21 protein-coding genes and 1 pseudogene are annotated in these 24,957 nt (G+C 66.4%); 17 read left to right on the top strand and 5 right to left on the bottom strand.

The features are described from left to right. Positions 1 to 5: 5 nt before the first annotated feature. The 3 genes from IPM80_09600 to IPM80_09590 all read left to right on the top strand — a co-directional run bounded on the left by IPM80_09600 (position 6) and on the right by IPM80_09590 (position 1,896). Positions 6 to 827 carry an undecaprenyl-diphosphate phosphatase gene (locus IPM80_09600; protein ID MBK8958671.1) on the top strand — a complete coding sequence of 274 codons (822 nt, stop codon included), beginning with the start codon at positions 6 to 8 and terminating at the stop codon, positions 825 to 827. Between the two features lie 154 nt (positions 828 to 981). Further along, positions 982 to 1,269, top strand: a complete 288-nt coding sequence (locus tag IPM80_09595) for a hypothetical protein (GenBank protein ID MBK8958670.1) — start codon at positions 982 to 984, stop codon at positions 1,267 to 1,269. 402 nt (positions 1,270 to 1,671) lie between these two features. Then, the gene (locus tag IPM80_09590; GenBank protein ID MBK8958669.1) at positions 1,672 to 1,896 is read left to right on the top strand and encodes a hypothetical protein; all 225 of its coding nucleotides are present in this window, start codon (positions 1,672 to 1,674) and stop codon (positions 1,894 to 1,896) included. 7 nt (positions 1,897 to 1,903) lie between these two features. On the opposite strand, the gene cysN is transcribed toward IPM80_09590, so the two are convergent. The 3 genes from cysN to IPM80_09575 are packed head-to-tail and all read right to left on the bottom strand — an operon-like array spanning position 1,904 to position 6,235. After that, positions 1,904 to 3,808: a sulfate adenylyltransferase subunit CysN gene (cysN, locus tag IPM80_09585; GenBank protein MBK8958668.1), complete on the bottom strand. Its 1,905-nt coding sequence runs from the start codon at positions 3,806 to 3,808 to the stop codon at positions 1,904 to 1,906. Then, positions 3,808 to 4,710, bottom strand: coding sequence for a sulfate adenylyltransferase subunit CysD (gene cysD / locus IPM80_09580; protein MBK8958667.1), 903 nt, complete (start codon positions 4,708 to 4,710; stop codon positions 3,808 to 3,810). Before cysD ends, cysN begins: the two co-directional genes overlap by 1 nt. A 37-nt stretch (positions 4,711 to 4,747) precedes the next feature. Then, positions 4,748 to 6,235, bottom strand: a complete 1,488-nt coding sequence (locus IPM80_09575) for a sigma-54-dependent Fis family transcriptional regulator (protein MBK8958666.1) — start codon at positions 6,233 to 6,235, stop codon at positions 4,748 to 4,750. Positions 6,236 to 6,423: 188 nt separating this feature from the next. Between IPM80_09575 and IPM80_09570 the strand changes: the two genes are divergently transcribed. The 6 genes and pseudogenes from IPM80_09570 to IPM80_09545 all read left to right on the top strand — a co-directional run bounded on the left by IPM80_09570 (position 6,424) and on the right by IPM80_09545 (position 11,942). Next, a complete protein-coding gene (locus tag IPM80_09570) occupies positions 6,424 to 6,660 on the top strand; it encodes a YezD family protein (GenBank protein MBK8958665.1) in 237 nt (78 codons plus the stop codon). Positions 6,661 to 6,761: 101 nt separating this feature from the next. Next, a complete protein-coding gene (locus IPM80_09565; GenBank protein MBK8958664.1) occupies positions 6,762 to 8,330 on the top strand; it encodes a porin in 1,569 nt (522 codons plus the stop codon). Between the two features lie 26 nt (positions 8,331 to 8,356). Next, the gene (locus IPM80_09560) at positions 8,357 to 9,355 is read left to right on the top strand and encodes a sulfate ABC transporter substrate-binding protein (GenBank protein ID MBK8958663.1); all 999 of its coding nucleotides are present in this window, start codon (positions 8,357 to 8,359) and stop codon (positions 9,353 to 9,355) included. Positions 9,356 to 9,377: 22 nt separating this feature from the next. Then, positions 9,378 to 10,286, top strand: coding sequence for a sulfate ABC transporter permease subunit CysT (cysT, locus tag IPM80_09555; GenBank protein ID MBK8958662.1), 909 nt, complete (start codon positions 9,378 to 9,380; stop codon positions 10,284 to 10,286). Beyond that, a pseudogene (gene cysW / locus IPM80_09550) lies at positions 10,283 to 11,148 on the top strand (sulfate ABC transporter permease subunit CysW). Before cysT ends, cysW begins: the two are co-directional and overlap by 4 nt. Then, a complete protein-coding gene (locus tag IPM80_09545; GenBank protein ID MBK8958661.1) occupies positions 11,145 to 11,942 on the top strand; it encodes a sulfate ABC transporter ATP-binding protein in 798 nt (265 codons plus the stop codon). Before cysW ends, IPM80_09545 begins: the two are co-directional and overlap by 4 nt. On the opposite strand, the gene IPM80_09540 is transcribed toward IPM80_09545, so the two are convergent. Further along, a complete protein-coding gene (locus IPM80_09540) occupies positions 11,904 to 12,983 on the bottom strand; it encodes a hypothetical protein (GenBank protein MBK8958660.1) in 1,080 nt (359 codons plus the stop codon). The two genes, IPM80_09545 and IPM80_09540, sit on opposite strands and share 39 nt — an antisense overlap. 144 nt (positions 12,984 to 13,127) lie before the next feature. Here IPM80_09540 and IPM80_09535 point away from each other — a divergent pair, with 144 nt between their 5' ends. From IPM80_09535 to ppc, 7 genes are all read left to right on the top strand, one after another. Then, positions 13,128 to 13,931 (top strand): TIGR00266 family protein, encoded by an 804-nt coding sequence (locus IPM80_09535; protein ID MBK8958659.1) that lies wholly within the window; start codon positions 13,128 to 13,130, stop codon positions 13,929 to 13,931. Continuing rightward, the gene (locus IPM80_09530; protein ID MBK8958658.1) at positions 13,931 to 15,010 is read left to right on the top strand and encodes a M48 family metallopeptidase; all 1,080 of its coding nucleotides are present in this window, start codon (positions 13,931 to 13,933) and stop codon (positions 15,008 to 15,010) included. The genes IPM80_09535 and IPM80_09530 overlap by 1 nt, the downstream gene beginning before the upstream one ends. A gap of 204 nt (positions 15,011 to 15,214) precedes the next feature. After that, positions 15,215 to 16,522: an efflux RND transporter periplasmic adaptor subunit gene (locus tag IPM80_09525; protein ID MBK8958657.1), complete on the top strand. Its 1,308-nt coding sequence runs from the start codon at positions 15,215 to 15,217 to the stop codon at positions 16,520 to 16,522. A gap of 31 nt (positions 16,523 to 16,553) precedes the next feature. Further along, entirely contained in the window at positions 16,554 to 17,261 is a 708-nt protein-coding gene (locus tag IPM80_09520) for an ABC transporter ATP-binding protein (GenBank protein MBK8958656.1), read from the top strand. A 4-nt stretch (positions 17,262 to 17,265) separates the two neighbouring features. Further along, a complete protein-coding gene (locus IPM80_09515) occupies positions 17,266 to 18,429 on the top strand; it encodes an ABC transporter permease (protein ID MBK8958655.1) in 1,164 nt (387 codons plus the stop codon). Between the two features lie 27 nt (positions 18,430 to 18,456). Then, complete coding sequence (locus tag IPM80_09510) at positions 18,457 to 19,626, top strand: ABC transporter permease (GenBank protein MBK8958654.1); 1,170 nt, start codon at positions 18,457 to 18,459, stop codon at positions 19,624 to 19,626. 137 nt (positions 19,627 to 19,763) lie between these two features. Next, the gene (ppc, locus tag IPM80_09505) at positions 19,764 to 22,577 is read left to right on the top strand and encodes a phosphoenolpyruvate carboxylase (GenBank protein MBK8958653.1); all 2,814 of its coding nucleotides are present in this window, start codon (positions 19,764 to 19,766) and stop codon (positions 22,575 to 22,577) included. A 30-nt stretch (positions 22,578 to 22,607) separates the two neighbouring features. Here ppc and IPM80_09500 read toward each other — a convergent pair whose 3' ends face one another. Further along, complete coding sequence (locus tag IPM80_09500; protein MBK8958652.1) at positions 22,608 to 23,807, bottom strand: hypothetical protein; 1,200 nt, start codon at positions 23,805 to 23,807, stop codon at positions 22,608 to 22,610. A gap of 300 nt (positions 23,808 to 24,107) precedes the next feature. On the opposite strand from IPM80_09500, the gene IPM80_09495 reads away from it, so the two are divergent. After that, positions 24,108 to 24,956, top strand: a complete 849-nt coding sequence (locus IPM80_09495) for a sterol desaturase family protein (protein MBK8958651.1) — start codon at positions 24,108 to 24,110, stop codon at positions 24,954 to 24,956. Position 24,957 lies beyond the last annotated feature (1 nt).

The following is a 24,957-nucleotide window of genomic DNA, read 5'->3' as shown; positions in this document are numbered from 1 at the left end:
CGGCCATGGACGTTCTGTACTGGAAGGCCCTGATCCTCGGCATCGTCGAAGGCCTGACCGAGTTCCTGCCGATCTCCTCCACCGGTCACCTGATCCTGGCGGCGGACCTGCTGCACTTCAACGACGACAAGGCCAAGGTTTTCCAGATGGTGATCCAGACCGGCGCCATCCTGGCGGTGATCTGGGAATACCGCGCGCGTTTTCTCGGCGCCCTCACCGGCCTCGGTCGCGAGCCCGCCGCCAACCGCTTCGCCGTCAATATCCTCGTCGCGTTCCTGCCGGCGGTGATACTCGGCCTCGCCTTCGGTGACTACATCAAGGAGATGCTGTTCAAGCCCATGCCGGTGGCGGTGGCCTTCATCGTCGGTGGCATCGTGATCCTGTGGGCCGAGCGCCGCGAGCATCGCATTCACTGCGAATCGGTCGACGACATGGGCTTCATGGACGCTCTCAAGATCGGCCTCGCGCAATGCTGTGCACTGATTCCCGGCACGTCACGTTCCGGCGCGACCATCATCGGTGGCCTGTTGTTCGGCCTGTCACGCCGCGCCGCCACCGAGTTCTCGTTCTTTCTCGCCGTGCCGACCCTGGTCGGCGTGGCGGCCTACGATCTGTACAAGCATCGCGCGCTGCTGGCGTGGTCCGACATGGGGCTGTTCGCGGTCGGTCTCGTCACGTCCTTCGTGGTCGCCTTCCTGTGCATACGCTGGCTGTTGCGTTACATCATGCGCCACGACTTCACGGTGTTTGCCTGGTATCGCATCGTGTTCGGCGTGGTGGTGCTGGTCACCGCGCACACCGGACTGGTGGACTGGACAGTGCATTGAAGCGCGTGCGCGCGCTCACCCGGTAATTTGCAAAACTGTCGACGAGTAGTCATTTCCACGTCACAAGCTTGGGTCACGATACCGGACAGATGAAAGTCCGGCGCGCCGTGATGCGGCGCGGCGGTTTCTGTTTGGCAACCCGGAGCGAAGTAGCATGGACGACTTGGTGGATGAATTGTGCGCGGCGGCACGCCGGCACGAAAGCGCCTTGCATGCCCTGCGCGAACCTGGCCACCGCGCCACCCCCGACGAAGTTCAGCGCCTGGAGCACAAGCTCGAATGCTGTGAGCAATGGCTCAAGCTGATCCACGCCGATGACGCCCTGGAACGCAGCCGCCGCGGCGCCGTGCGCCCCTCGATACGCGTGACGGCGCGCCTGCCGGCGCCCACCGATCTGCCGGTGCAGCACAACGACAAGAGCCGCGTGCGTCGCGCGTCCTGAGTCGCCCGGCGTGGCGCACCGCGACAATTAGTCGCAGCCGGATTCCCGCCAAGACGTCTAGACTGTAGGTGCGAATTCATTCGCACAGCGGCTGACCGGCGTTTCAAGCCGGACCGCAAATCAATTCGCACCTGGAAGGGGAAACGTCGCTGGCGCGGAGCCTTCTTCTGGTGCGCGAGCTGCCGGCATGCGTCCTGCCGTGCCTGGGTCGGCGGCGGCAGGCTTGCGACGGACAGGGACAAAGGCTCTGAAATCCCGCCGATTTCGGTCCTGGCATGGAACTTGTCTATTGTCCGAGAGCAACCACGAGAACGTAGTGCCGTGGTGGGCGGATGAATGCAGGGATGGGCACGGCGCCGCTGCGCCCAGTTACCGGCATTCCACTAGCGACGAGGGTTAATCATGCGCGACATCATCCAGGATCTGTGCGCGAATCTGCGTGAATACGAGGCGGCGCTGTGCCAGCTGCGCGCCTCGGGCAAACCGGGCCGCGCGGACGAAATGGCGCGCATCAAGCGCGACGTCGAACTGATCGAGCGTTGGCTGCGGGTGGCGGGCGGTGAAGAAGCCCTGGCGCGCATGCGCGCCGAGCCCGCGCCGCTCTACCGTTCCCGAGTCAGCGCTTGAACTTCGCTCAGCCCAATACGCCGCGCGCGCGCAGCTCGGCCACCACCCTGTCGGCGGCTTCGGCCGGCGTGCAGGTGGTGGTGTCGATGCGGATCTCGGCGGCTTCGGGCGGCTCGTAGGGCGAGTCGATGCCGGTGAAATTGCGGATCTCGCCGGCCCGCGCCTTGGCGTAAAGTCCTTTCACATCGCGCTGCTCGGCGACCTTGAGCGGCGTGTCGACGAACACTTCGATGAATTCGCCGTCCTCGAGCAGCGCGCGCGCGGTCTCGCGTTCGCTCCTGAACGGTGAGATGAAGGCCGTCAGCACGATGAGGCCAGCATCGACCATGAGTTTCACCACTTCCGCCACGCGCCGGATGTTTTCCACGCGGTCGGCATCGCCGAAGCCGAGATCCTTGCACAGGCCGTGACGCACGTTGTCGCCATCCAGCACGTAGGTGCGATGGCCGAGCGCATGCAGTTGCTTCTCGACCAGGTCGGCGACGGTTGACTTGCCCGCCCCCGACAGGCCGGTGAACCACAGGCAGGCCGGCTTCTGTCGATTCTGCGCGGCGCGCGCCGCCTTGGTCACGGACAGGTCCTGCCACTTCACGTTGTGCGAGCGGTGCAGGGCAAAGTGCAACATGCCGGCGCCGACCGTGTTGTTGCTGATGCGGTCGATGAGGATGAAACCGCCGGTGTCGCGGTTCTCGCGATAGGGGTCGAAGGCGATCGGCCGGTCGAGCTCCAGTTCCACCACGCCGATCTCGTTCAGCGCCAGCTGCTCGGCGGCCACGTGTTCCATGGTTTCGATGTTGAGCTTGTGCTTGACCGGCGCGACCGTGGCGGTGACGGTCTTGGTGCCGATCTTGAGCAGGTAATTGCGCCCGCGCAGCAGCGGCGCATCGCTCATCCATACCACCGTCGCCTCGAACTGGTCGGCGGCCTGGGCCGGCAGTTCGGCGCTCGAGATCACGTCGCCGCGCGAGGCATCCACCTCGTCGGTGAGCGTGAGAGTGACGGACTGGTTGGCGACCGCCTGTTCGAGAAAGCCATCGGCGCTGACGATGCGCGCCACCGTGGTGTCGCGTCCCGAGGGCATCACCACCACCGGATCGCCGGGGCGGATCACGCCGCCGGTCACGGTGCCGGCAAAGCCACGGAAATCGAGGTGTGGACGGTTCACCCATTGCACCGGCATGCGAAACGGCTGCTTGTGCAGGCGCATCTCGTCGATTTCTATGGTTTCCAGCAAGGTCATGAGCGGCAAGCCCGTGTACCACGGGGTATTGGCGCTGGGCTCGGTGATGTTGTCGCCGCGCACGCCCGAGATCGGAATGGTCAGCACCTCGGGCAGACCGATGTGCGCCGCGAGTTCGCGGTATTGCTGGTCGATGCGCGCGAACACCTGCTCGGAATAATCGACCAGGTCCATCTTGTTGACCGCCACCAGCACGTGGCGGATGCCGAGCAGGCCGACGATGTAACTGTGCCGGCGCGTCTGCGGCAGGAGGCCCTTGCGTGCATCGATGAGGATGATGGCCAGATCGGCGGTCGAGGCGCCGGTCACCATGTTGCGCGTGTACTGCTCATGGCCGGGAGTGTCGGCGACGATGAACTTGCGCTTGTCGGTGGAAAAGAAGCGGTAGGCGACATCGATGGTGATGCCTTGCTCGCGTTCGGCGGTGAGTCCGTCTAGCAGCAGCGCGTAGTCGATTTCTCCGCCGCGCGTACCGACGCGCCGCGAATCGGCTTCCAGCGCCGCGAGCTGATCCTCGAACAGCATCTTCGACTCGTACAGCAGGCGGCCTATCAGCGTGCTCTTGCCGTCGTCGACGCTGCCGCAGGTGATGAAGCGCAGCAGGCTCTTGTTCTCGTGCGCCTTGAGATAGGCGTCGATGTCGGTCGCGATGAGGTCGGATACGTGGGCCATCAGAAATACCCCTCCTGCTTCTTCTTCTCCATCGAACCGGCTTCATCGTGGTCGATGAGACGCCCCTGGCGCTCCGAGGTGGTGGTCAGGAGCATTTCCTGGATGATCTCGGGCAGCGTGGTGGCGTTCGATTCCACCGCGCCGGTCAGGGGATAACAGCCGAGGGTGCGGAAGCGCACGTTCTTGATCATGGGCTGTTCGCCCGGCCTCAAGGGCAGGCGCTCGTCATCGACCATGATCAGCATGCCATCGCGTTCCACCACCGGCCGCGGCGCCGAGAAGTAGAGCGGCACGATGGGGATGTTCTCGAGATGGATGTATTGCCACACGTCGAGCTCGGTCCAGTTCGAGATCGGAAACACGCGCATGCTTTCGCCACGCGCCTTGCGCATGTTGTAGACGCGCCAGAGTTCCGGGCGTTGGTTCTTCGGGTCCCAGTGATGCTGGGCGGTGCGGAACGAAAAGATGCGCTCCTTGGCGCGGGATTTTTCCTCGTCGCGGCGCGCGCCGCCGAACGCGGCGTCGAAGCCGTGCTGAGTCAAGGCCTGTTTCAGGCCCTGGGTCTTCCACATGTCGGTATGCACCTGCGAGCCATGCTCGAAGGGATTGATGCCCAGCGCCTTGGCTTCGGGATTCTGGTGTACCAGGAGTTCCATGCCCATCTGCGCCGCCATGCGCTCGCGCAGCGCATACATGTCGCGGAATTTCCAGGTGGTGTCGACGTGCAGCAGCGGGAAGGGCGGCGGCGCCGGGTAGAAGGCCTTGCGCGCCAGGTGCAGCATGCAGGCGCTGTCCTTGCCTATCGAGTAGAGCATGACCGGCTTGTCGGCCTCGGCCACCACCTCGCGCATGATGTGGATGCTCTCGGCCTCGAGGCGTTGCAGGTGCGTCAGTGTGTTCATGGTGAGCGTCTCTCGAAATCGTCGGGCGCGAGCGCCATCACGACGGCGTGGCGTGCGAGGCCCCGGGGCGACGGGTGACACGCAGTTTACGCATCCGTGCGCGCAGGGTGTGGGGATTGATACCGAGCAGCAGCGCCGCGCCGTGCGGGCCTTCGATGCGTCCCTGGGTGAGCGTGAGGGCGCGTTCGATGTGGGCGCGCATGGCTTCGTCCAGCGTCGCGATGGCGCCGTCGCGTGCGCCGGGCGTGGCCGCGCCGTGCGGGCTCGGCAGGCCGTTGGTGGCGCCGGCCGGCGTGGCGCCCAGCGCCGTCGCGACCTCGAGGCCGTGGCCGTCGCCGAGTATGGCGGCGCGATCCATGACCGCCGCCAGTTCTCGCACATTGCCCGGCCAGTGGTAGTCACCGAGCAGGACGAGATCCGCGGCGCTCGGCAATTGCAGGCGCAGGCCGAAACGCGTGGCGGCGCGGCGCGCGAAATGCGCGGCGAGGGCCGGAATGTCGGCCGGCCGTTCGCGCAAGGGCGGCAACACGATCGGAAAGGTGGCGAGGCGATACCACAGGTCTTCGCGGAAATGACCCTGCTGGATCAACAGCGGCAGGTCGCGGTGGGTGGCGGCGATGATGCGCACATCGACCTTGATGTCATCGTCGCCGCCCACGCGCCGAATCAGGCCGTCCTGCAGCACGCGCAACAGGCGCACCTGCGCGGCCGGCGGCAGGTCGCCGATTTCGTCCAGCAGCAAGGTGCCGCGGTCCGCGCGTTCGAACCAGCCGCGGCGCTGGCTGGTGGCGCCGGTGAAGCTGCCGCGTTCGTGGCCGAACAGTTCCGAGTCGATGAGCTCGGGCGGAATCGCGCCACAGTTGACGCGTATGAACGCCGCGTCGCGACGCCGTGAACGCTGGTGGATCTCGCGCGCGACCATTTCCTTGCCGGCGCCGGTTTCACCCAGGATCAGCACCGGCACGTCGGACTTGGTAACCAGTGCAATGCGCTCGAAGGCGGCTTTCAAGCCGCCTTCGGTGCCGACCAGCTCATCGAGGCCGGGGCCGCCGCCGCGACGCGCGCGCAACTGCTCCGAGGCAGCCTCGGCGGCATTGCGCAGGGTGGTCAGTTCGCGCAAGCAGGCGGCGGCGGCGAGCGCCGCCGAGAACGGCTCGAGCAGGGCGGCGAAGCGTTCACGCTCGAGCGGCGTGAAAGCCTTGTCGGGTACCTGGCTGCCGACCAGCAGGCCCACACCACCATGTTCATCGGCGAGACCGCCAACCAGGCAATCGGGCCCGGCGGCGGCAGTCAGCGCCCGCATCACCAGCGGCTCGGCCGCGGCCAGCTCGCCGCGCGCCATCACGCGCTTGCGGTCGGCCCAGCGTTGCAGCCGTTCGAGCATGTCATCGGTGCACAGCAGGGCTTCCGGCTGTGGCGGGCCGGCATGGCTTTCGCCCAGCGTCATCACCCCTGTCGCCGCGCGGTCGATGCCGCGCACGGTCAGTCGCAGGTCCGGCCACACGGGTGCGAGCCGGGCCGCCATGGCGGCCACCGTCGCGCTCGGGTCGACGCCGCGCGCGGCTTCTCGCCACACGCCGAGCAGGGCGGATTGGAAGGCTGATTCCGTCATATATGCTGGTTTCGGCAAAAAATAGAAACGTTTTCCATTTTCATATCACGGCTTTGAGATCGGGAAGTTCATAAGCAACTGTCTTTAAGAATTATTTCTTAATGGCACTAAAACTGCAATTGCTATTCAACTATCGCATTAGAAGGCATGGGCAAGGCGTGAGCAATTCCACCAATCCGCGTTCGCGGCTCCTCGACCCGTTGCTCGTCGAGGCCATTGCCAGCATTCGTTACGGCGCCGTGGAGATAAGCATCCACGACGGCCGCATCGTGCAGATAGAAAAGCGCGAGAAGCTGCGTCCCGCCGAGCCGTCCGACAACGGCCGCAACGCCGCTTGACGGCGACCCGTCACGCCGACCGCGCTGTCGATTTCAACCCGTAGCTGACCGGACCACCGGAAGTGTCATCACCCCACTCCCCAAGTCATGGAATCGGTCCTATGAAGTCACTCCGTTCCTCATTCGTGGCACTGGCCCTCGCGCTGGCGGCGCCGGCCCATGCCGAGGCGCCACCGGCGCCCGCCGATCTTGCCGCGCAACTCGCCGAGCTCAAGGCGCGCGTGCTGCAACTCGAAGCGGCTCTTGCCGCGCAGGGCCAGGACGCGGCGCCCGCCGCCGTTGCGCCAGCGGCGCAGCCGGCGCTCGCGCAGAAAGTCGCCGCCATCGAACGTCGTCTCGAAGTGCAGGCCGAGGAGGCCGCCGCCAACCGCGTCAAGACGCCGCTGGTGGCGCTCGGTGACAAGGGTCTCTCCGTCACCACGCCCGACGGCAACTTCGAAATGAAGTTGCGCGGCTACGTGCAGTTCGATGGCCGTTACTACCTCGCCGACAATGCCGACGACGATACCGACACCTACCTCTTCCGGCGCGTGCGGCCAATCATCGAAGGCACGGTCTACAAGAACTTCTATTACCGCCTGATGGCGGACTTCGCCAGCAGCGCCGTGAGCCTGCAGGACGGCTACGGTGAGTGGCGCCAGTTTCCGTTCGCGCGCATCGGCTTCGGTAAGATGAAAACGCCGCTCGGTCTCGAGCAGCTGGCATCGGCCTCGGAACTCGAGTTCGTGGAACGCGGCCTGCCGCGCAATCTCGTTCCCAACCGCGACTTCGGCGTGGTGCTGAGCGGTGACCTGTTCGGCGAACGACTGAGTTATACGGTCGGTGCGTTCAACGGCGTGCAGGATCTCGCCAGCATCGGCGCCTCGGACAACAACGACGACAAGGACTTCGTCGGCCGCGTGTTCGCGCTGCCGTTCAAGAACTGGTACGGACCGCTGCAAGGCCTCGGGCTCGGCATCGCCGGCAGCTATGGCAAGGAGGAATTCTCGCTGGCGTCGAACAGTGTGTCATCGGCGCTCGGCAGTTACCTGACGCCCGGTCAGCAGCGCTTCTTCCGCTATCGCAGCACCAGTGCCAGCACCGAGGTGGTGGCCGCCGACGGCAAGACCGTCAGCGTGCCTCTGACCACGGTGCTGGCCAATACCACGGTCGCCGACGGCACCCGCTATCGCATCATGCCGCAGGCTTACTGGTATTGGCGCCAGTTCGGCTTAAGCGGCGAATACGTGCGCTCGGCCCAGGAAGTCGCGTTCGGCGCCCATCGCGACACCCTCGCCCATGACGCCTGGCAAGTGCAGGGCTTGTGGGTGCTGACCGGTGAGGATGCGAGCTATCGCGGCGTCAAGCCGTCACGCAATTTCGATCCGCTGGCCGGCGCCTGGGGCGCGTGGGAAGTGGTGGCGCGGGTCAGCGACCTTGCCATCGACAAGGACAGCTTTCGCGGTGTGAGCGCCAGCGGCGCAGGCAGCGCCTTTGCCGATCCGCGCCAGTCCGCACAGCGCGCCAGCGCGTGGGCGCTGGGCGTGAACTGGTATCTGAATCGCAATTTCAAGATCAACGTCGACTACGAGAACACCTGGTTCAACGGCGGTGGCGGCGGTAGCCCGCGCGCGCCGCTCGATCGTGAAACCGAACGCGTGCTGTTCACGCGTTTCCAGGTCGCCTATTGATGTCCCGCTGCGAGGAGCACACAACCATGAAGACATCTTTTACCCAGGTAGTGGCGCTGGCGGCGCTGCTGTTGAACGGCGCGGCACGCGCCGACGTTACCTTGCTGAATGTCTCCTACGACCCGACCCGCGAGCTCTACCAGGAGTACAACGCGGCGTTCGCCAAGCATTGGGCGGCACAAGGCGGTGAAGCCGTCACCGTCAACCAGTCCCACGGCGGCTCGGGCAAGCAGGCGCGCGCCGTCATCGATGGCCTGGAAGCGGATGTCGTGACCCTGGCGCTGGCCTACGACATCGACGCCATCGCCGAGAAGTCCGGCCTGCTCGCCAAGGATTGGCAGAAGGCCTATCCCCACAACAGCTCGCCCTACACCTCGACCATCGTGCTGTTGGTGCGCAAGGGCAATCCCAAGGCCATCAAGGACTGGGACGATCTCGTGCGCAAGGATGTTTCCGTGGTGTCGCCCAATCCCAAGACCTCGGGCGGCGCACGCTGGAACTATCTCGCGGCCTGGGCCTACGCCAGGCACACGCTTGGCAGTGACGCCGCGGCGCAGGACTTCGTGGGCAAGCTGTTCCGCAATGTCGCGGTGCTGGACACCGGTGCGCGCGGCGCCACCACCACCTTTGTCGAACGCGGCATTGGCGACGTGCTGGTGGCGTGGGAGAACGAAGCTTACCTCGCGCAGAAGGAACTCGGTCCCGAGCAGTTCGAAATCGTGGTGCCATCCTTGAGCATCCTCGCCGAGCCGCCGGTGGCGGTGGTGTCCAAGGTCGCCGATCGCCATGGCGCGCTCAAGGTCGCGCAGGCCTACATCGACTATCTCTACAGCAAGGAAGGGCAGGAGATCGCGGGCCGCAATTTTTATCGTCCGCGCGATGCCGAGGTGGCGGCGAAATTCAGCGGCACGTTCAAGGACACCCGCTTCGTGACGGTGGACGAGGCGTTCGGCGGCTGGAAGAAGGCGCAGGCCACGCACTTCGCCGACGGCGCGCTGTTCGACCAGATCTTCCTCAATCCCTAGTCGCCGCGGCGGGCCCGGAAACATGAGTCTGTCCAACAGCGATAGCGCGGCCGCGCAACCGTGGTTGAACCGCGCGTACTTTCGCGGCCGCGCGTGGCGCGAGCATTTTCGTCGCCACAGCGCCTTGCCCGGCTTCGGGCTGACGCTGGGAGTGAGCCTGTTCTACTTGAGCCTCATCGTCCTCATCCCGCTGTCGGCGACCCTGGTGAAATCCCTGCAGCTCGGCATGGACGCGTTCTGGGCGGCGGCCACCGCGCCGCGCGTGCTGGCCGCCTACCGTGTCAGTGTCGGCTGCGCGCTGCTGGCGGCCGCCATCAACCTGGTGTTCGGCCTGCTGGTGACCTGGGTGCTGGTGCGTTATCGCTTTCCCGGCCGGCGCGTGCTCGACGCGCTGGTCGACCTGCCGTTCGCGCTGCCGACCGCGGTGGCGGGCATCGCGCTCACCGCGCTGTACGCGCCGAAAGGCTGGATAGGCCAGTACCTCGTCGCGCACGGTTTGAAGGTCGCCTTCACGCCGCTCGGCATCGTGGTGGCGCTGGTGTTCATCGGCCTGCCGTTCGTGGTGCGCACCGTGCAGCCGGTGCTGGAAACCCTCGAGCCGGCATTCGAAGAAGCGGCGGCCACGCTGGGCGCCACGCGCCTCGAAACTTTCGCGCGCGTGGTGCTGCCGGTGCTGGTGCCGCCGCTCCTGACCGGCTTCGCGATGGCCTTTGCGCGCGGCATCGGCGAGTACGGCTCGGTGATCTTCATCGCCGGCAACATGCCGATGGTGTCGGAGATCGCGCCGCTGCTGATCATCACCAAGCTCGAGCAATACGACTACACCGGCGCCACCGCCATCGCCGTGACCTTGCTGACGGCGTCGTTCGTCATGCTGCTCGCCATCAACCTGTTGCAGGCGTGGACGCGCCGTGCCGGAGACCGTCGATGAATATCGCGCCGGGCATCGCCGTCAGCGAGCCGCGTTGGGTACGCCTGGCGCTGATCGCGCTGGCCTGTGCGTTTCTCACGGTGGTGCTGGTATTGCCGCTGGCGGTGGTGGTGGGCCAGGCCTTCGCCAAGGGTTTCGCGCCGTGGTGGGCGGCGCTGCAGCAGGCCGAGACCCTCGCCGCGCTGCGCCTGACCTTGCTCGCCGCCGCCATCGCGGTGCCGGCCAACCTGGTGTTCGGCGTATGCGCGGCGTGGGCAGTGGCCAAGTTCGAATTCAAGGGCAAGCAGCTTTGATTTCGCTGATCGATCTGCCGTTCGCGGTGTCGCCGGTGATCGCGGGCCTCATCTACGTGTTGATCTTCGGCGCCCATGGCTGGTTCGGGCCGACGCTCGCCGAGCACAATCTCAAGGTCATCTTCGCGGTGCCCGGCATCGTGCTCGCCACCATCTTCGTGACGTTTCCGTTCGTCGCGCGTGAACTCATTCCGGTCATGCAGGAGCAGGGCACGGACGAGGAGGAAGTGGCGGCGACGCTGGGCGCGAGCGGCTTTCAGACCTTTTGGCGGGTGACGCTGCCCAACATCAAGTGGGCGCTGCTCTATGGCGTCATCCTGTGCAACGCACGAGCGATGGGCGAGTTCGGCGCGGTGTCGGTGGTCAGCGGTCATATCCGCGGTCTCACCAACACCTTGCCCCTGCATGTCGAAATTCTCTACAACGAATACAACTTCGTCGCGGCGTTCGCCAGCGCATCGGTCCTCATGCTGCTGGCGCTCGCCACCCTGCTGTTGAAATCCATCGTCGAAGCGCGCGCCGCGGCCGCGGAGCGCGCCGCCAGCCTCACCCGGGAAGCCACACCATGAGCGTCATCATCGACAACATCAGCAAACACTTCGTCGGCTTCCATGCCCTGGACGACGTCAGTCTCGAAGTGCCGAGCGGCGGCCTGGTGGCGCTGCTCGGGCCGTCGGGCTGCGGCAAGACCACGCTGCTGCGCATCGTGGCGGGCCTAGACCAGGCCGATCACGGCCGCATCCTGTTCGACGGCGAGGACATGACCGCCGTGCATGCGCGCGATCGCCGCATCGGTTTCGTGTTCCAGCACTACGCGCTGTTCAAGCACATGACGGTGCGCGACAACATTGCCTTCGGGCTGACCGTGCGGGCGCGCCGCGAGCGGCCGTCCAAGGCGGTGATCAAGGCGCGCGTCGACGAGCTGTTGCACCTCGTGCAACTCGACAAGCTCGGCGCGCGCTATCCCAGCCAGCTGTCGGGCGGTCAGCGTCAACGCGTGGCGCTGGCGCGCGCGCTGGCGGTCGAGCCGCGCGTGCTGCTGCTGGACGAACCTTTCGGCGCGCTCGATGCGCGCGTGCGCAAGGAGCTGCGGCGCTGGCTGCGCGAGCTGCACGACTCCCTGCATGTCACCAGCCTGTTCGTCACCCACGATCTCGACGAGGCGCTGGAAGTGGCGGACCAGGTGGTGGTGATGAACGCCGGGCGCATCGAGCAGCAGGGCTCGCCACGGCAGCTTTGCGCGCAGCCGGCCACGCCTTTCGTGCGTGAGTTCCTGGACGGCGCGTTGCCGCGGGCCAGGGATGAGCGCAGCGCGCCGGCGAACTCAGTCGGCGGCGTCGAGCCGCGCGTCGCGTTTGCGTGAGGAACGGCGCGTCGGCGCGCCGGGCGGCTTGGTGTTTGTCGGCGTTACGTTGATCGCGCCGCAGGCGAACAGCGCCGCCGGGATCAGTACCAGCGCCTGCGGCACCAGCAGCAGGCGCGTCTCCGCCAGCACCGCCATCAGCGCGTGGATCAACAGCCACAGCGGCACCAGGGTCCAGAAAAACGCGCGCAATGACGGCGGCCACGCGCGGTAGCCGAGCGCCGCGACCAGCGGTATCACGCTCACGGTGGCCAGCACCTGTTGCCAGGTCACCGCGCGCATCAGGTTGTAGGCCAGCATGTCGAGACCGGGCTGGTGGGCGTAGGGCAGTAACAGTTCCTGGGCGCCGTACAGCAGGCGCAGGCCGAGCAACACACCGATGTAACAGGCCAGCGCCAGGGCCACGGTCGGCAGCGCATCGCGCCAGCGACTGACCGGCGTGGCGACGTAGGCCGCCGCCAGCAGCAACAGCGGCAAGAAGCCGCTGGTTTCGCGATTCAAGGCCGCCAGCACCACGAGTGGCGTCAGCCAGCGCCACCAGCCACGCACGATCACGAGTCCCCCCAGCAGGTAGAACAACAGATCGAAAAACGTGTTGAACTGGAGGTCGCTGTCGAAGTTCGAATGGCTCATGCCCCACGCCAGTATGGCCATGCCGAGCAGCGCCGCCGCGGTCGACAAGTTGAGACTCCGGTAATAGGCATAGGCGACGAGCAGCACCGCCACGTCCTGGGCGTAGCGAAAGTAGATGAACGCGTGCGCGCGCGGGTAGGGCACCGCGAAACCCTCGCCGAGGGCAATCACGCTTTTCAACAGGTAGGGCGCGAGCACGCGGTATTGCCACGGATCGCCGGCATGACCTTTGAGGATGGCGGCATGGCGCAACCATTGGTTGCCGCGCTCGAGGTAATCCAGGCCCAGCGCCGCGACGTAGGTGAAAGTGGTGAAATGGGCGAGGGCCACGGCCAGCGCCACCAGCAGCAGGCCGCGCGCCAGCGCGCGCCCGTCGATGCGGTAGAGGACGTCGTGGGGGGAACTCATGCGCCGCCAGTATGCCGTAAAGCGCTGGCACTGGCAGCGCACGCTCGCGTCGGCCTGTGTCGCATTGCGTCGCGCCGACCGTTGAAGTGCCCGCGCCGGCGTCGCACCATACAGCCCCTTTTCATTGTTTACGGAGCGTCATCCATGTCCATGGACGTCATCGACTACGAAATTTTTGGCGACGACATGCAGTACGTCGAAATCGAACTCGACCCGGGCGAAGCCGCCATCGGCGAAGCCGGCGCCATGATGATGATGCAGGACGGCGTCGAGATGGACACCGTGTTCGGCGACGGTTCGCAGGCCAGCAACTGCAGCGGCTTCATGGGCAAGCTGCTCGGCGCCGGCAAACGCCTCATCACCGGTGAATCGCTGTTCACCACGGTTTATCACAACGAATCACAGCTCAAGCGTCGCGTGGCGTTCGCGGCGCCTTACCCGGGCCGCATCGTGCCCATCAACCTCGCCGAAATGGGCGGCACCTTCATCTGCCAGAAGGATGCCTTCCTGTGCGCGGCGCGCGGCGTGAGTCTCGGCATCGCCTTTCAGCGCAAGCTCGGCACCGCGCTGTTCGGCGGCGAAGGCTTCATCATGCAGAAGCTCGAAGGTAACGGCCTGGCCTTCGTGCATGCCGGCGGCACGCTGGCCGAACGCACGCTCGGCCCGGGCGAAGTGCTGCGTGTCGACACCGGCTGCGTGGTGGGCTTTCAGCCCAGCATCGATTTCGATATCCAGTATGTCGGCAAGTTGAAGTCGGCGATCTTCGGTGGCGAGGGCCTGTTCTTCGCCACGCTGCGCGGGCCGGGCAAGGTATGGATGCAGTCGCTGCCAATCTCGCGCCTGGCCGGCCGTGTGCTGGCCTATGCACCGCGCGCCGGCGCCGGCGGTCGCGAGGAAGGTTCGCTGCTCGGCATCCTCGGCAACGTGCTGGACGGCGACAACCGCTGATGGGACCGTGGCGGGCGCGCCTGTTCGGGCCTGGCGCGGCGCCGGCCGGCAGCGAGGTCGAACTGGCGCTGGAGGGCGACGCGGTGGTGGTGCGCATGCACGGCGCCGCGCCGCGCCGCGTGGCGCTGACGGCGCTGCGCCTGTCGCGTACCGGCTTCAACCTCGGACGTCTCGAACTGGCCTGGCAGGACGCCGAGGGCGCATGGGCCTGTCATCTCGACAGCGCGGCCGACATTGCCGCCCTGCTCGAACACTGGCCGCGCGAGGAATTGCCCTTGCCGCGCGCGGTGCTCGGCGCGCGGCGCCGCGCGCTCATGCCGTGGGCGGCGGTGGCGCTCGCCATCGCGTTGCCGGTGCTGCTGCTCGGCGCCCTCATCGGTAGCCAGGATCGCGTGGTGGATTTCATCGCCGCGCGCATTTCGCCCGCCATCGAACGCCAGATCGGCGCCATGACGATCGCCCAGATCAAGGCCAGCACGCCCTTCATCGAGGACGGCGCCGAGGCCGAGGCGCTGCGTTACGTGGCGCGCCAACTGGTGGACGCGGGCGACGATCGCTACCGCTTCCATCTCGCCGACGACGAGCTCGTCAACGCCTTTGCCGTGCCCGGCGGCGACATCGTCGTGCACGTGGGCCTGCTGCGCGCCACGCGCAGCGCCGATGAGCTGGCCGGCGTGCTGGCCCACGAAATCCAGCACGTGGCGCTGCGCCACAGCCTCAAGGGCATGATACGCAGCGCCGGCTTGAGCGTGATGGTGTCATTGGTGGTGGGCGATCCGGACGTGGCGCTGGCCGGCCGCATGGCCGACCAGCTGCTGACACTGAAGTTTTCGCGCGATGCCGAGCGCGAAGCCGATGACAAGGGCTTCAGCCTGCTCATCGAGCGCGGCATCGATGCCAAGGGCATGGTGGATTTCTTCGCGACGCTCGCCAAGCAGCAGGACAAGGCGCCGCCGGCGCTGCTGTCCACCCATCCGGCCAGCGCCGAGCGCCAGGCCGCCCTCGCGGCGCGCCTGCAGTCCGTCCCGGCGGGGTGTTGCAAGTCGATCGATACCGGCGGTGCGTGGCCGCCCCGGTAGTTGATTGTCCATTGTGGGTCAGGCTTCAGCCTGACATTCGAGTCGCATCTGACGCGGTCGCCGGTCGCGCCAATGTCAGACTGAAGTCTGACCCACAGACTCGGCGGACCACGCGCTTGCGCAATCCCGGGCTGGCAGCGTCGCTGCCTAGCCACCATACTAGCGAGCCATCCCAGAACGACCCATTTCACGGCGCGCGCCGGCATGACCGACCTTTCCAAATTGAGCATAGACCGCGACGCCAAGCGCAGCGCGGCGCCGGCGCGGCGCGGCCGTGGCCGCATGAAATGGATGGCGCTGGCGGCGGCGCTGCTGGGCGCCTTGCTGTGGTATCGCAGTGGCGGTTTCAAGAGTGTTGCCGAGGTCGAAGTCGGCACGGTCACGGCCGCCTACCCGTCCGCCGCCGTCACGCTCTTCAATGCCACCGGTTACGTGGTGCCGCAGACGCGCGCCGATGTCGCGTCCAAGGCCACCGGTCGCTTGCAGACCCTGGAAGTGGTGGAAGGCAGCGTGGTCAAGAAAGACCAGGTCCTTGCCCGGCTCGAAAGCGCCGACGTCGAAGCCAGCCGCCATCGCGCCGAGGCCGACGTGATCGCCGCCGACGCGGCCATCGCCGAAACGCGGGCGCGGCGCAGCGAGGCCGAGGCACGCGTGCTGGAAAGCAAGGCTGAACTCGATGACGCCGAGCGCGCCTTGCGCCGCGCGCGGCAATTGAAGGACAAGCGCTTCGTCAGCGATGACGTCTACGACGCGGCGCTGGCGCGTCGCGATCGCGCGCTGGCGGTCAAGGCCAGCACCGAGGCGGCGGTCGGCGCCAGCGCGGCTGGCATCGCCGCCGCCGAGGCGCGTTTGAACGCCAGCCGCGCGGCGCTCGACGAAGCGCGCGTGGCGGTCGAATACACCTTGATACGCGCACCCTTCGACGGCGTGGTGCTGAAGAAGGAAGCCGACGTCGGCGACGTGCTGGCGCCGTTCGCCGCCGCCAATTCCTCCAAGGGCGCGGTCGTGACGATGGCCGATCTCGACACCCTCGAGGTCGAAGCGGACATCGCCGAGTCCAATCTCACCTCGGTCAAGGCCGGCCAGCCCTGCGAGATCCAGCTCGACGCGCTGCCGGATGTGCGCTTGCTCGGGGAAGTGGGCATGGTGGTGCCGACCGTCGACCGCGCCAAGGCGACCTTGATGGCCAAGGTGCGCTTCCTCGAACGTGACCCGCGCGTGCTGCCCGACATGAGCGCGCGCGTGGCGTTCCTGTCGCAACCGCTCGATGCCCGCGATCAGCGTGCGCGCAATGCCGCGCCGGCCAAGGCCATCACGCAGCGCGATGGTCACGAGGTGGTGTTCCGCATCGACGGCAAGCACGTGGCGATGGTGACGCTCGGCCCCGGCGCCGCGCTCGGCGAGCTGCGCGAAGTGGGCGAAGCGCTGAAGGTCGGTGACAAGGTGGTGATCAATCCCGACGCCACCTTGCGCGACGGCGCCGAGGTGCGCAGCGGCGCCGCCGGCGATTGAGCGCCCAGCGCCGCGCGGCTCGCCCACGCCCATGAGTGTGATTGTCGAAATCGCCAACTTGCGCAAGTCCTACCGGCGTGGCGATCAGCGCGTGTCGGTGCTGGAAGACATCAATCTCGAGCTCGGGCGCGGCGAGTTCGTGGCCCTGATGGGGCCCTCCGGTTCGGGCAAGTCGACCTTGCTCAATCTCATCGCCGGCATCGATACGCCCGACAGTGGCAAGCTCGAGATCGAAGGCATCGACATCACCGGCATGCGCGAAGCAGAGCTCGCGCGCTGGCGCGCCGAGCATGTCGGCTTCATCTTCCAGTTCTACAACCTGATGCCGGTATTGTCGGCCTTCGAGAACGTCGAGTTGCCGCTCCTGTTGACGCGCCTGAATGGTCGTGAGCGCCGCGAACACGTCGAACTGGTGCTGGACCTGGTCGGCCTCGCCGACCGTTCCGATCACTACCCCAGCCAGTTGTCCGGCGGCCAGCAGCAGCGCGTGGCGATTGCGCGGGCGCTGGTCAGCGACCCGACCATCATCGTCGCCGATGAACCGACCGGCGACTTGGACCGTGTGTCGGCGCGCGAGATCCTCGACCTCATGGAGTCGCTCAACGAGCGGTTCGACAAGACCATCATCATGGTCACCCATGATCACGTCGCCGCGCAGCGCGCGCACGTGGTGCGCCATCTCGACAAGGGCGTGCTGACCGACCAGGTGGAAAGGCCGCGATCGCGCGGCGGCGCTTGAGGCCATGGGCGCCTTCCTGTTCCGCCTGGTGCTGCGCAATTGCCTGCGCCACCCGCTGCGCACGGTCCTGACCGTCACCGGCATCATCGTCGCCATCACCGCCTTTGGCCTGCTGCGCACCACCGTCGACGCCTGGTATGCCGGCGCCAACGCGTCGTCCGCCTCGCGCCTGGTGGTGCGCAACAAGAACTCGCTGAACTTCACGCTGCCGCTCTATTACCGCGATCGCATCGCGCAGATCGAGGGTGTGAAGTCGGTGAGCTACGCCGACTGGTTCGGCGGCATCTACATCGTGCCCAAGAATTTCTTTCCGCGCTTCGCGGTCGAGCCGCGCAGTTATTTCGAGCTCTATCCCGAGTTCGTGCTGTCGCCCGATCAAATGAAGGCTTTCCTGCTCGACAGGCGCGGCGCGGTCATCGGGCGCAAGACCGCCGACAAGTACGGCTTCAAGATTGGCGACCAGATCCCGCTCATCGGCGACATCTTTCCCGGCAACTGGACGTTCGTGGTGCGCGGCATCTACCACGGCGCCGACAGCAAGACCGACGAAAGCCAGATGTTCATGCAGTGGGAAAATCTCAACGAGACCATGAAGAAGCTCATGCCGGATCATGCCAACGAAGTCGGCATCTTCCTCGTCGGCCTCGAGCATCCCGAGGACGCGGCCATGATCGCGCAGCAGGTCGACAAGACCTTCGCCAACTCCCGCGCCGAAACGCTCACCGAAACCGAGAAGGCCTTCCAGTTGAGTTTCGTCGCCATGACCGAGGCCATCCTGCTGGTCATCCAGGTGGTGTCCTTCCTCATCATCGTCATCATCATGGCGGTGATGGCCAACACCATGGCCATGACCGCGCGCGAGCGGCGCGGCGAGTACGCGACGCTGAAGGCCATCGGCTTCAACGATCGCCACGTGATCGCCCTCATCGCCGGCGAGTCGCTTTTGATTTCGCTCAGCGCCGGCGCCCTCGGCACCTGGTTGATCTACCCGGTGGCCGACTGGGTCGGGCATCGTTTCGGTTCGATATTCCCGATCTTCCTGGTCTCGGCCAAGACACCGTGGCTGGCGGCGGCGATGGCGCTCCTGATCGGGGTGGTGGCGGCGGTCGCACCGGCCTGGCGTGCCGCCACGCTCAAGGTCGCGGAGGGCTTCCGTGGTATCGGTTGAGCGCCCTTCAGGGCGGAGAATCACGCCATGACCGGCGTGCCGCTGTCCTACATTTTCCGCAACCTGTGGGTGCGCAAGCTCACCACCGCCTTGACCGCCGGCGGCATGGCGCTGGTGGTGTTCGTGTTCGCGGCGGTGTTGATGCTCGCCTCCGGCCTCGAGAAGACCCTGGTCGAAACCGGCAGCTACGACAACGTGGTGGTGATCCGGCGCTCGGCGCAGACCGAGATCCAGAGCGGCGTGGCACGCGAACAGGCGGCGCTGGTCGCCGCGCGCGGCGAGATTGCGAGCGCCGCCGACGGCAGCGCCGAAGTCTCCAAGGAATTGCTGGTGCTGGTGGTGATGCCCAAGCGCATCAGCAACCAGCCCGCCAACGTCACCATCCGCGGGCTGTCGGAACGGGGCATCGCCCTGCGCCCGCAGGTCAGGATCACCGCCGGCCGCATGTTCCGCCCGGGCAGCGCCGAAGTGGTGGCGGGTTCGCGCGTGGCCAAGGGCTTTCGCGGCGCCGGCATCGGCGAGACGCTGTCGCTGGGCGGCAAGACCTGGACGGTGGTCGGCACATTCGATGCCGCCGGCAGCGGCTTTGCCTCGGAACTGTGGGGCGACGTCGACCAGATGATGCAGGCTTTCCGGCGCAGCGCCTATTCGTCGGTGATCTTCCGCCTGGCCGACGGCGCCGACTTCGAAAAGCTGCGCGGCGACCTGGAAGACGAACAACGCCTCACGGTCGAAGCGCAGCGTGAAACCCTGTTCTACGCCAAGCAGTCGGAAATGATGTCGAGTTTCCTGTCGGTGCTGGGCACCATCCTGTCCGTGATCTTCTCCATCGGCGCCATCATCGGCGCGATGATCACCATGTACGCCGCGGTCGCCAACCGCACCAACGAGATAGGCACGCTGCGCGCGCTCGGCTTCAGACGTCGCAATATCCTCGCCGCCTTCCTCATGGAGTCGCTGTTGCTGAGCCTCCTGGGCGGCGTGCTCGGTCTCGCGCTCGCATCCTTCCTGCAGTTCTACACGGTCTCGACCATGAACTGGCAGACCTTCTCGGAACTCGCCTTCACCTTCAGCATGAACACGCGGGTGGTGGTCGAGGCGCTGTTGTTCGCGCTGTTCATGGGGCTGGCGGGCGGCTTTCTGCCGGCCATACGCGCCGCGCGCCTGGATATCGTCGAGGCGCTGCGCTCGGTGTGAATGCGCCATGACGGCGCGGCCGCACGTTTTGTGGGCAAGGCGCGCAACCGCCCTGCGCGCGTTGCGATGGGCGCCGTCGGCGCTGCTACCATGCGCGTCATCACCGTGATTGCCGAGCCCAGCCCCTCGAGGTCTCCATGACGAAAGCCAGCGCGCCGTCCCGCCCGCGTCAAAGCGCCAAAGACAAGGCGGATGCCGCCGCCAAGAACCGGCCGCTGGTGGAGGACATCCGCCTGTTGGGCCGCATACTCGGCGAGGTCATCCACGAGCAGGAAGGCAAGGGCGCTTTTGAACTCGTGGAACGGGTGCGGCAGCTGTCGGTGGCCTATCGCCTGAAGAGCGATGCGCAGGCCGGGCGCGCGCTCGATCGCCTGCTCAAGAACCTGAGCGCCGATCAGACCGTCAGCGTGATTCGTGCCTTCAGCTATTTCTCGCACCTCGCCAACATCGCTGAAGACCGTCACCACGTGCGGCGTCGCGAACACCACGAGCGCCAGGGGCATCTGCAGGAAGGTTCACTGGCGCTGTGTTTCGAACGCCTGGCCAAGGCCGATGTGCGCGCCGTCGACATCGTGCGGCTGCTTAACGGCGCGCATATCTCGCCGGTGCTGACCGCCCATCCGACCGAGGTGCAGCGCAAGAGCATCCTCGACGCCGAGCACGCCATCGCCGAGTTGATCGGCGCGCGCGACGGCCTCAAGACCGCGCGCGAATGCGCGGACAACGAAGCGTTGCTGCGCGCGCGCGTCACGCAGCTGTGGCAGACGCGCATGCTGCGCACCGCGAAACTCACCGTCGCCGATGAAATCGAGAACGCGCTGTCCTACTACCAGACCACCTTCCTGCGCCAGATCCCGCGCCTCTACCGTGAGCTCGAACACGCGCTGCCGGGCTTCGAGGTGGCGCCGTTCTTCCGCATGGGCAACTGGATAGGCGGCGACCGCGACGGCAATCCCAATGTCTCGGCCGCGACTCTGGCCATGGCCCTGCGCCGCCAATGCGAGACGGTGCTGCGTTTCTACCTGACGGAGCTGCATGAGCTCGGCGCCGAGCTGTCGCTGTCGGCCATGCTGTGCCCGGTCAGCGCCGAACTGGTGGCGCTGGCGGCGCGCTCGCCCGATCACAGCGCGCATCGCGAGGACGAGCCCTATCGTCGCGCGCTGATCGGCATGTATGCGCGCCTCGCGGCCAGCCTGCACGCGCTGACCGGCACCGAGGCGCTGCGCCACGCGGTGTCACCGCAGGAGCCCTACACCGATGCCGCGCAACTGTTGGCCGATTTGCGCGTGCTGGAAGCGTCGTTGCGGTCCCATCACGCCGAGGCCTTGATCGCGCCGCGCCTGCGGCCCTTGATGCGCGCCGTGCAGGTGTTCGGCTTTCATCTCGCCACGGTGGATCTGCGCCAGAGCTCGGACAAGCACGAGCAGGTGGTGGCGGAACTGCTCGCGGTGGCGCGCATCGAGCGTGATTACGCGGCGCTCGATGAACAGGCCCGGTGCAGCCTCCTGCTGCGTTTGCTGGCGGAGGCGCGGCCGCTCCGGGTGCGCGCCGCGCATTACAGTCACCATGCCGAGGACGAGCTCGCGATCTTCGAGGCCGTCGAGACCTTGCGCACGCGCTACGGCGCGGCGGCGCTGCGCCACTACATCATTTCCCACACCGAGGACGTCAGCGACCTGCTCGAAGTGCTGCTGTTGTTCAAGGAGGCCGGCATCTTGCGCGGTGCCGTGGGCGAAGATGCCGAGAGTTCACTCATCGTCGTGCCGCTGTTCGAGACCATCGGCGACCTGCGCCGCGCGGCCGCCATCATGCAGCGCTTTTACGCGCTGCCGGGCGTGGTGGCGATGATGCAGGCCTCGGGCCGCGAACAGGACGTGATGCTGGGCTACAGCGACAGCAACAAGGACGGCGGCATGTTCACCAGCAACTGGGAGCTGTACCGCGCCGAGGAGGGCCTCGTGGCCTTGTTCGCCGGGCTCGAGGCCGCGCACGGCATTCGCCTGCGCCTCTTTCATGGCCGCGGCGGCACGGTGGGGCGCGGCGGTGGCCCGAGCTACCAGGCCATCCTCGCGCAGCCGCCCGGCACCGTGAACGGCCAGATCCGCCTGACCGAGCAGGGCGAAGTCATCGCCTCGAAATACGCGCACCCGGAAATCGGCCTGCGCAATCTCGAGACGCTGGTGGCGGCCACGCTCGAAGCCTCGCTGCTGCATCCGACGCGCAGCGCACCGCGCGATTATCTCGACGCCGCCGAGCGCCTGAGCAACTTGAGCCAGGCCGCCTACCGGCGCCTGGTCTACGACACGCCGGCCTTCACCGATTATTTTTTCAGCGCCACGCCGATACGTGAAATCGCTGAACTCAACATCGGCTCGCGGCCGGCCTCGCGCAAGGCCACCCGCGCGATTGAAGACCTGCGCGCGATACCCTGGAGCTTCTCCTGGGGCCAGTGTCGCGTGGCCTTGCCGGGCTGGTACGGCTTCGGCTCGGCGGTGGAAGCCTTCCTCGGCGCCAAGGCCGGCGAACGCAAGGCGCGCCTCGAACTCCTGAAAACCATGCACAAGCGCTGGCCGTTCTTCCGCACCCTCTTGTCGAATCTCGACATGGTGCTGGCCAAGACCGACCTCGGCATTGCCGCGCGTTACGTGGAACTGGTGGAAGACAGGAAGACGGGCAAACGCATCTTCGGCGAAATCGAAGCCGAATGGACGCGTACCGGTGAGGCCTTGTCACTCATTACCGGCGAGCGGCAGCGCCTGGAATCGAACCCCTCGCTCGCGCGTTCCATCGAGCATCGCTTTCCCTATCTCGACCCGCTCAATCACCTGCAGGTGGAGCTGATGCGCCGCTACCGTCAGCGCCGCGAAAGCGACGCCGACAGCGAGCGCGTGCAGCGCGGCATCCACATTTCCATCAACGGCGTGGCGGCGGGTTTGCGCAATACGGGATGAGCGGTAGCGAATTCGGCGACGCCGCGCCAGCTAGAACGGGTTCTGCGACTCCAGCCCCAGGCTGATGCGGCCGAGCTGTTCGGTGATGCGATCGACGTGGCCGTTGATGTGCAGCGGCATGGCCTGGAAATCGCGGTAGCGGCGCTCGAAGTCGGTGCCTTCGCGCAGGCCGTTGCCGCCCAGTACGCGCAGCAGGAGATGCATGGCCTCGTCGCACAAGAGCACGCACTGCATGCCGGCGGCGGTCTGGCGGAAGTAGTCGCCCTCGTTGGGCATGACGCCGGCGGCAATGCGCGCGTCGGTTTCGGCCAGCGCCGCGAACACGGTGTCGGTGGCGGCGTTGATGAGGGCGCGCGCGCGGCCGAGATTCACGTGAATGGTCGGGCGCTCCACCATCCTGGTGCCGAAGATGGCGATGCGTTCGCGGATGCCGGCGGCGGTCTCGTTGAACGAGATCTCGGCCACACCGCTCGCCATGGTGCCGAGCCACAGCACCGACATCGCCACCCAGTCCTCGCGGTAGCGCTGGTGAATCATGGGGTGGGCCGGATCGCGATGCAGCACGCGGTACTTGGGCGCCCACGGCGTGATGCGCGCGTTCGGCACCGGGTAGCCCGCGTAATGGATGTGATCGGTGGCCGAGGCGCGCACGCTCATGGCGTCCCAGGTCGCTTCGATGCGCACGCGCGGATCGCGCAGGTCCGCCATCGAGAAGCGCGGCGTGGCCTGGCCAGGTTCGCTGAAGGCGACGCCGGCCCATTCCGCGTAGCGCGCGCCGGAGCCGAAAGCGGCGACGCCGGTCAGGTAGGTCTCCTCGCCCTGGCATTCGGAAGTGATCTGGGTCGAGGCGCCGGCCGGAAAGCACACCCATTCGCGACGCTCGATGATGCCCCTGAAGAAATCCGTATGGTCGGGCCCGAGCAGGCCGGCGAAGTGATGGAAGGTGCACAGGTGATTCCACAGACACCAGCCGGTGGAGGTGCAGCGCGCGGCGATTTCGCGCAGCTCGCAACCGATCTGCAGCATCGATTCGTCGAGGCCGCCGAGTTCGGGGCTGGCCGACAGCTTGAGGATGTCGTTGCGCTTGATGGCGGCAATCACATCGCTGGCCACCGAGCGGCTGCGGTCGGCGGCGGCGGCCTGCGCGCCGATGTCGTCGAGCAGCGGCGTGATGTAGCGAGCGGGGCGGAAATTTCTGCCGGTGCTGGAATAAAGTTCGGAATCGATCACCGCCATGCTCCTCACGCGATAGTGCCTGCCTCGCCCGCAGAATACTCCGGACCGTGGACCGATCTACAGCCTGCGTACAGCCGTCAGCCTGCGCAATGTCATGGCCAGGCGGCGCCTGTGATAGTCTGCAGGTGAGATCCACACGGACTGGCTCGACGAAGGTGGCGTGCATGTGCTGATGCCGCCGCGCGGTGGTCCCGACATCGGCGGGACGGATACCCGCGCGGCGATGTCGTGACGGCTGCGCATCGACGGACCCGGGACGCCATCTTCCACCCTCGGCCTGTGCACCGTGTCCAGATGCCTATCATCGATGTGCTCTTCGCCCACCCGTCGTCCATCCAGGTCGGGCTCTACGCCTGCCTGATTTCGCTGCTGTGGCTGTGCGAATGTCTGCGCATGCCGCAGACGCTCGGCTCCAAGTGGCGCCATACCTCGCTCAATTCACTGTTCATACTCTCGGCGCTGCCCATCCAGCTCATGATGATGGTGCCGTGCCTGTACCTCGCGCGCTGGACCGCCGAACACGACTTCGGACTGGTCTACCTGCTACCCGACCCGGAGCGCCCGCTGTTCAAGTTCGCCCTGATGTTCGTGGTGCTGGACCTGCTCGACTATGTCTACCATCGCACCGCGCATCGGGTCGGTTTCATGTGGCGCTTCCATAGCGTGCATCACTCCGACCTGGCGGTGGATGTCACCACCACCGTGCGCGAGCATCCGGGCGAGACCGTGATGCGCAATTGCTTCCTGATTTTTTACGTGCTGCTGTGCGGCGCTTCCATCGAGGTGCTGGTGCTGCGCCAGACCGCGCAGACCGTCGCCAACCTGTGTTCCCACACCGCGCTCAGACTGCCGGACCGCGCCGCGCGCGTGGTGGCCTGGCTGTTCATCACGCCCAACCTGCATCACGCCCACCATCACTTCATGTTGCCGACCACCAATCGCAATTTCGGCGATGTGTTCAGCCTGTGGGACCGCCTGTTCGGCACGCTCGTGCACCGCAAGCGGGAAGACACCGTGTTTGGTCTGAACGGACGCATGGATGGAGCGCTCGATGCGCGCCTGCGCGCCAAGGCCGCGGAGCTGTGGAATGCGCTGCTGCGCCGGCCGGCCGCGGACCAGGTGAAAGCCGCGCTGTTGCCTTGAA

The sequence above is a fragment of the Pseudomonadota bacterium genome, assembly GCA_016719885.1.
Classification (GTDB): domain Bacteria; phylum Pseudomonadota; class Gammaproteobacteria.
The sequence above is the reverse complement of the archived record's forward strand: the minus strand, read 5'-3'. Positions and strand labels throughout refer to the sequence as shown.

What these genes read in the sequence shown, in the direction of transcription:
- IPM80_09515 (MBK8958655.1), top strand. Translation starts at nt 17,266, where the DNA reads ATGGGCGCCTTCCTGTTCCGCCTGGTGCTGCGCAATTGCCTGCGCCAC.
- IPM80_09495 (MBK8958651.1), top strand. Translation starts at nt 24,108, where the DNA reads ATGCCTATCATCGATGTGCTCTTCGCCCACCCGTCGTCCATCCAGGTC.
- cysD (MBK8958667.1), bottom strand. Translation starts at nt 4,710, where the DNA reads ATGAACACACTGACGCACCTGCAACGCCTCGAGGCCGAGAGCATCCAC.
- IPM80_09595 (MBK8958670.1), top strand. Translation starts at nt 982, where the DNA reads ATGGACGACTTGGTGGATGAATTGTGCGCGGCGGCACGCCGGCACGAA.
- IPM80_09575 (MBK8958666.1), bottom strand. Translation starts at nt 6,235, where the DNA reads ATGGCGGCCCGGCTCGCACCCGTGTGGCCGGACCTGCGACTGACCGTG.
- IPM80_09510 (MBK8958654.1), top strand. Translation starts at nt 18,457, where the DNA reads ATGACCGGCGTGCCGCTGTCCTACATTTTCCGCAACCTGTGGGTGCGC.
- IPM80_09600 (MBK8958671.1), top strand. Translation starts at nt 6, where the DNA reads ATGGACGTTCTGTACTGGAAGGCCCTGATCCTCGGCATCGTCGAAGGC.
- IPM80_09570 (MBK8958665.1), top strand. Translation starts at nt 6,424, where the DNA reads ATGGCACTAAAACTGCAATTGCTATTCAACTATCGCATTAGAAGGCAT.
- IPM80_09535 (MBK8958659.1), top strand. Translation starts at nt 13,128, where the DNA reads ATGTCCATGGACGTCATCGACTACGAAATTTTTGGCGACGACATGCAG.
- IPM80_09590 (MBK8958669.1), top strand. Translation starts at nt 1,672, where the DNA reads ATGCGCGACATCATCCAGGATCTGTGCGCGAATCTGCGTGAATACGAG.
- cysT (MBK8958662.1), top strand. Translation starts at nt 9,378, where the DNA reads ATGAGTCTGTCCAACAGCGATAGCGCGGCCGCGCAACCGTGGTTGAAC.
- ppc (MBK8958653.1), top strand. Translation starts at nt 19,764, where the DNA reads ATGACGAAAGCCAGCGCGCCGTCCCGCCCGCGTCAAAGCGCCAAAGAC.
- IPM80_09530 (MBK8958658.1), top strand. Translation starts at nt 13,931, where the DNA reads ATGGGACCGTGGCGGGCGCGCCTGTTCGGGCCTGGCGCGGCGCCGGCC.
- IPM80_09520 (MBK8958656.1), top strand. Translation starts at nt 16,554, where the DNA reads ATGAGTGTGATTGTCGAAATCGCCAACTTGCGCAAGTCCTACCGGCGT.
- IPM80_09545 (MBK8958661.1), top strand. Translation starts at nt 11,145, where the DNA reads ATGAGCGTCATCATCGACAACATCAGCAAACACTTCGTCGGCTTCCAT.
- IPM80_09560 (MBK8958663.1), top strand. Translation starts at nt 8,357, where the DNA reads ATGAAGACATCTTTTACCCAGGTAGTGGCGCTGGCGGCGCTGCTGTTG.
- IPM80_09540 (MBK8958660.1), bottom strand. Translation starts at nt 12,983, where the DNA reads ATGAGTTCCCCCCACGACGTCCTCTACCGCATCGACGGGCGCGCGCTG.
- IPM80_09525 (MBK8958657.1), top strand. Translation starts at nt 15,215, where the DNA reads ATGACCGACCTTTCCAAATTGAGCATAGACCGCGACGCCAAGCGCAGC.
- cysN (MBK8958668.1), bottom strand. Translation starts at nt 3,808, where the DNA reads ATGGCCCACGTATCCGACCTCATCGCGACCGACATCGACGCCTATCTC.
- IPM80_09565 (MBK8958664.1), top strand. Translation starts at nt 6,762, where the DNA reads ATGAAGTCACTCCGTTCCTCATTCGTGGCACTGGCCCTCGCGCTGGCG.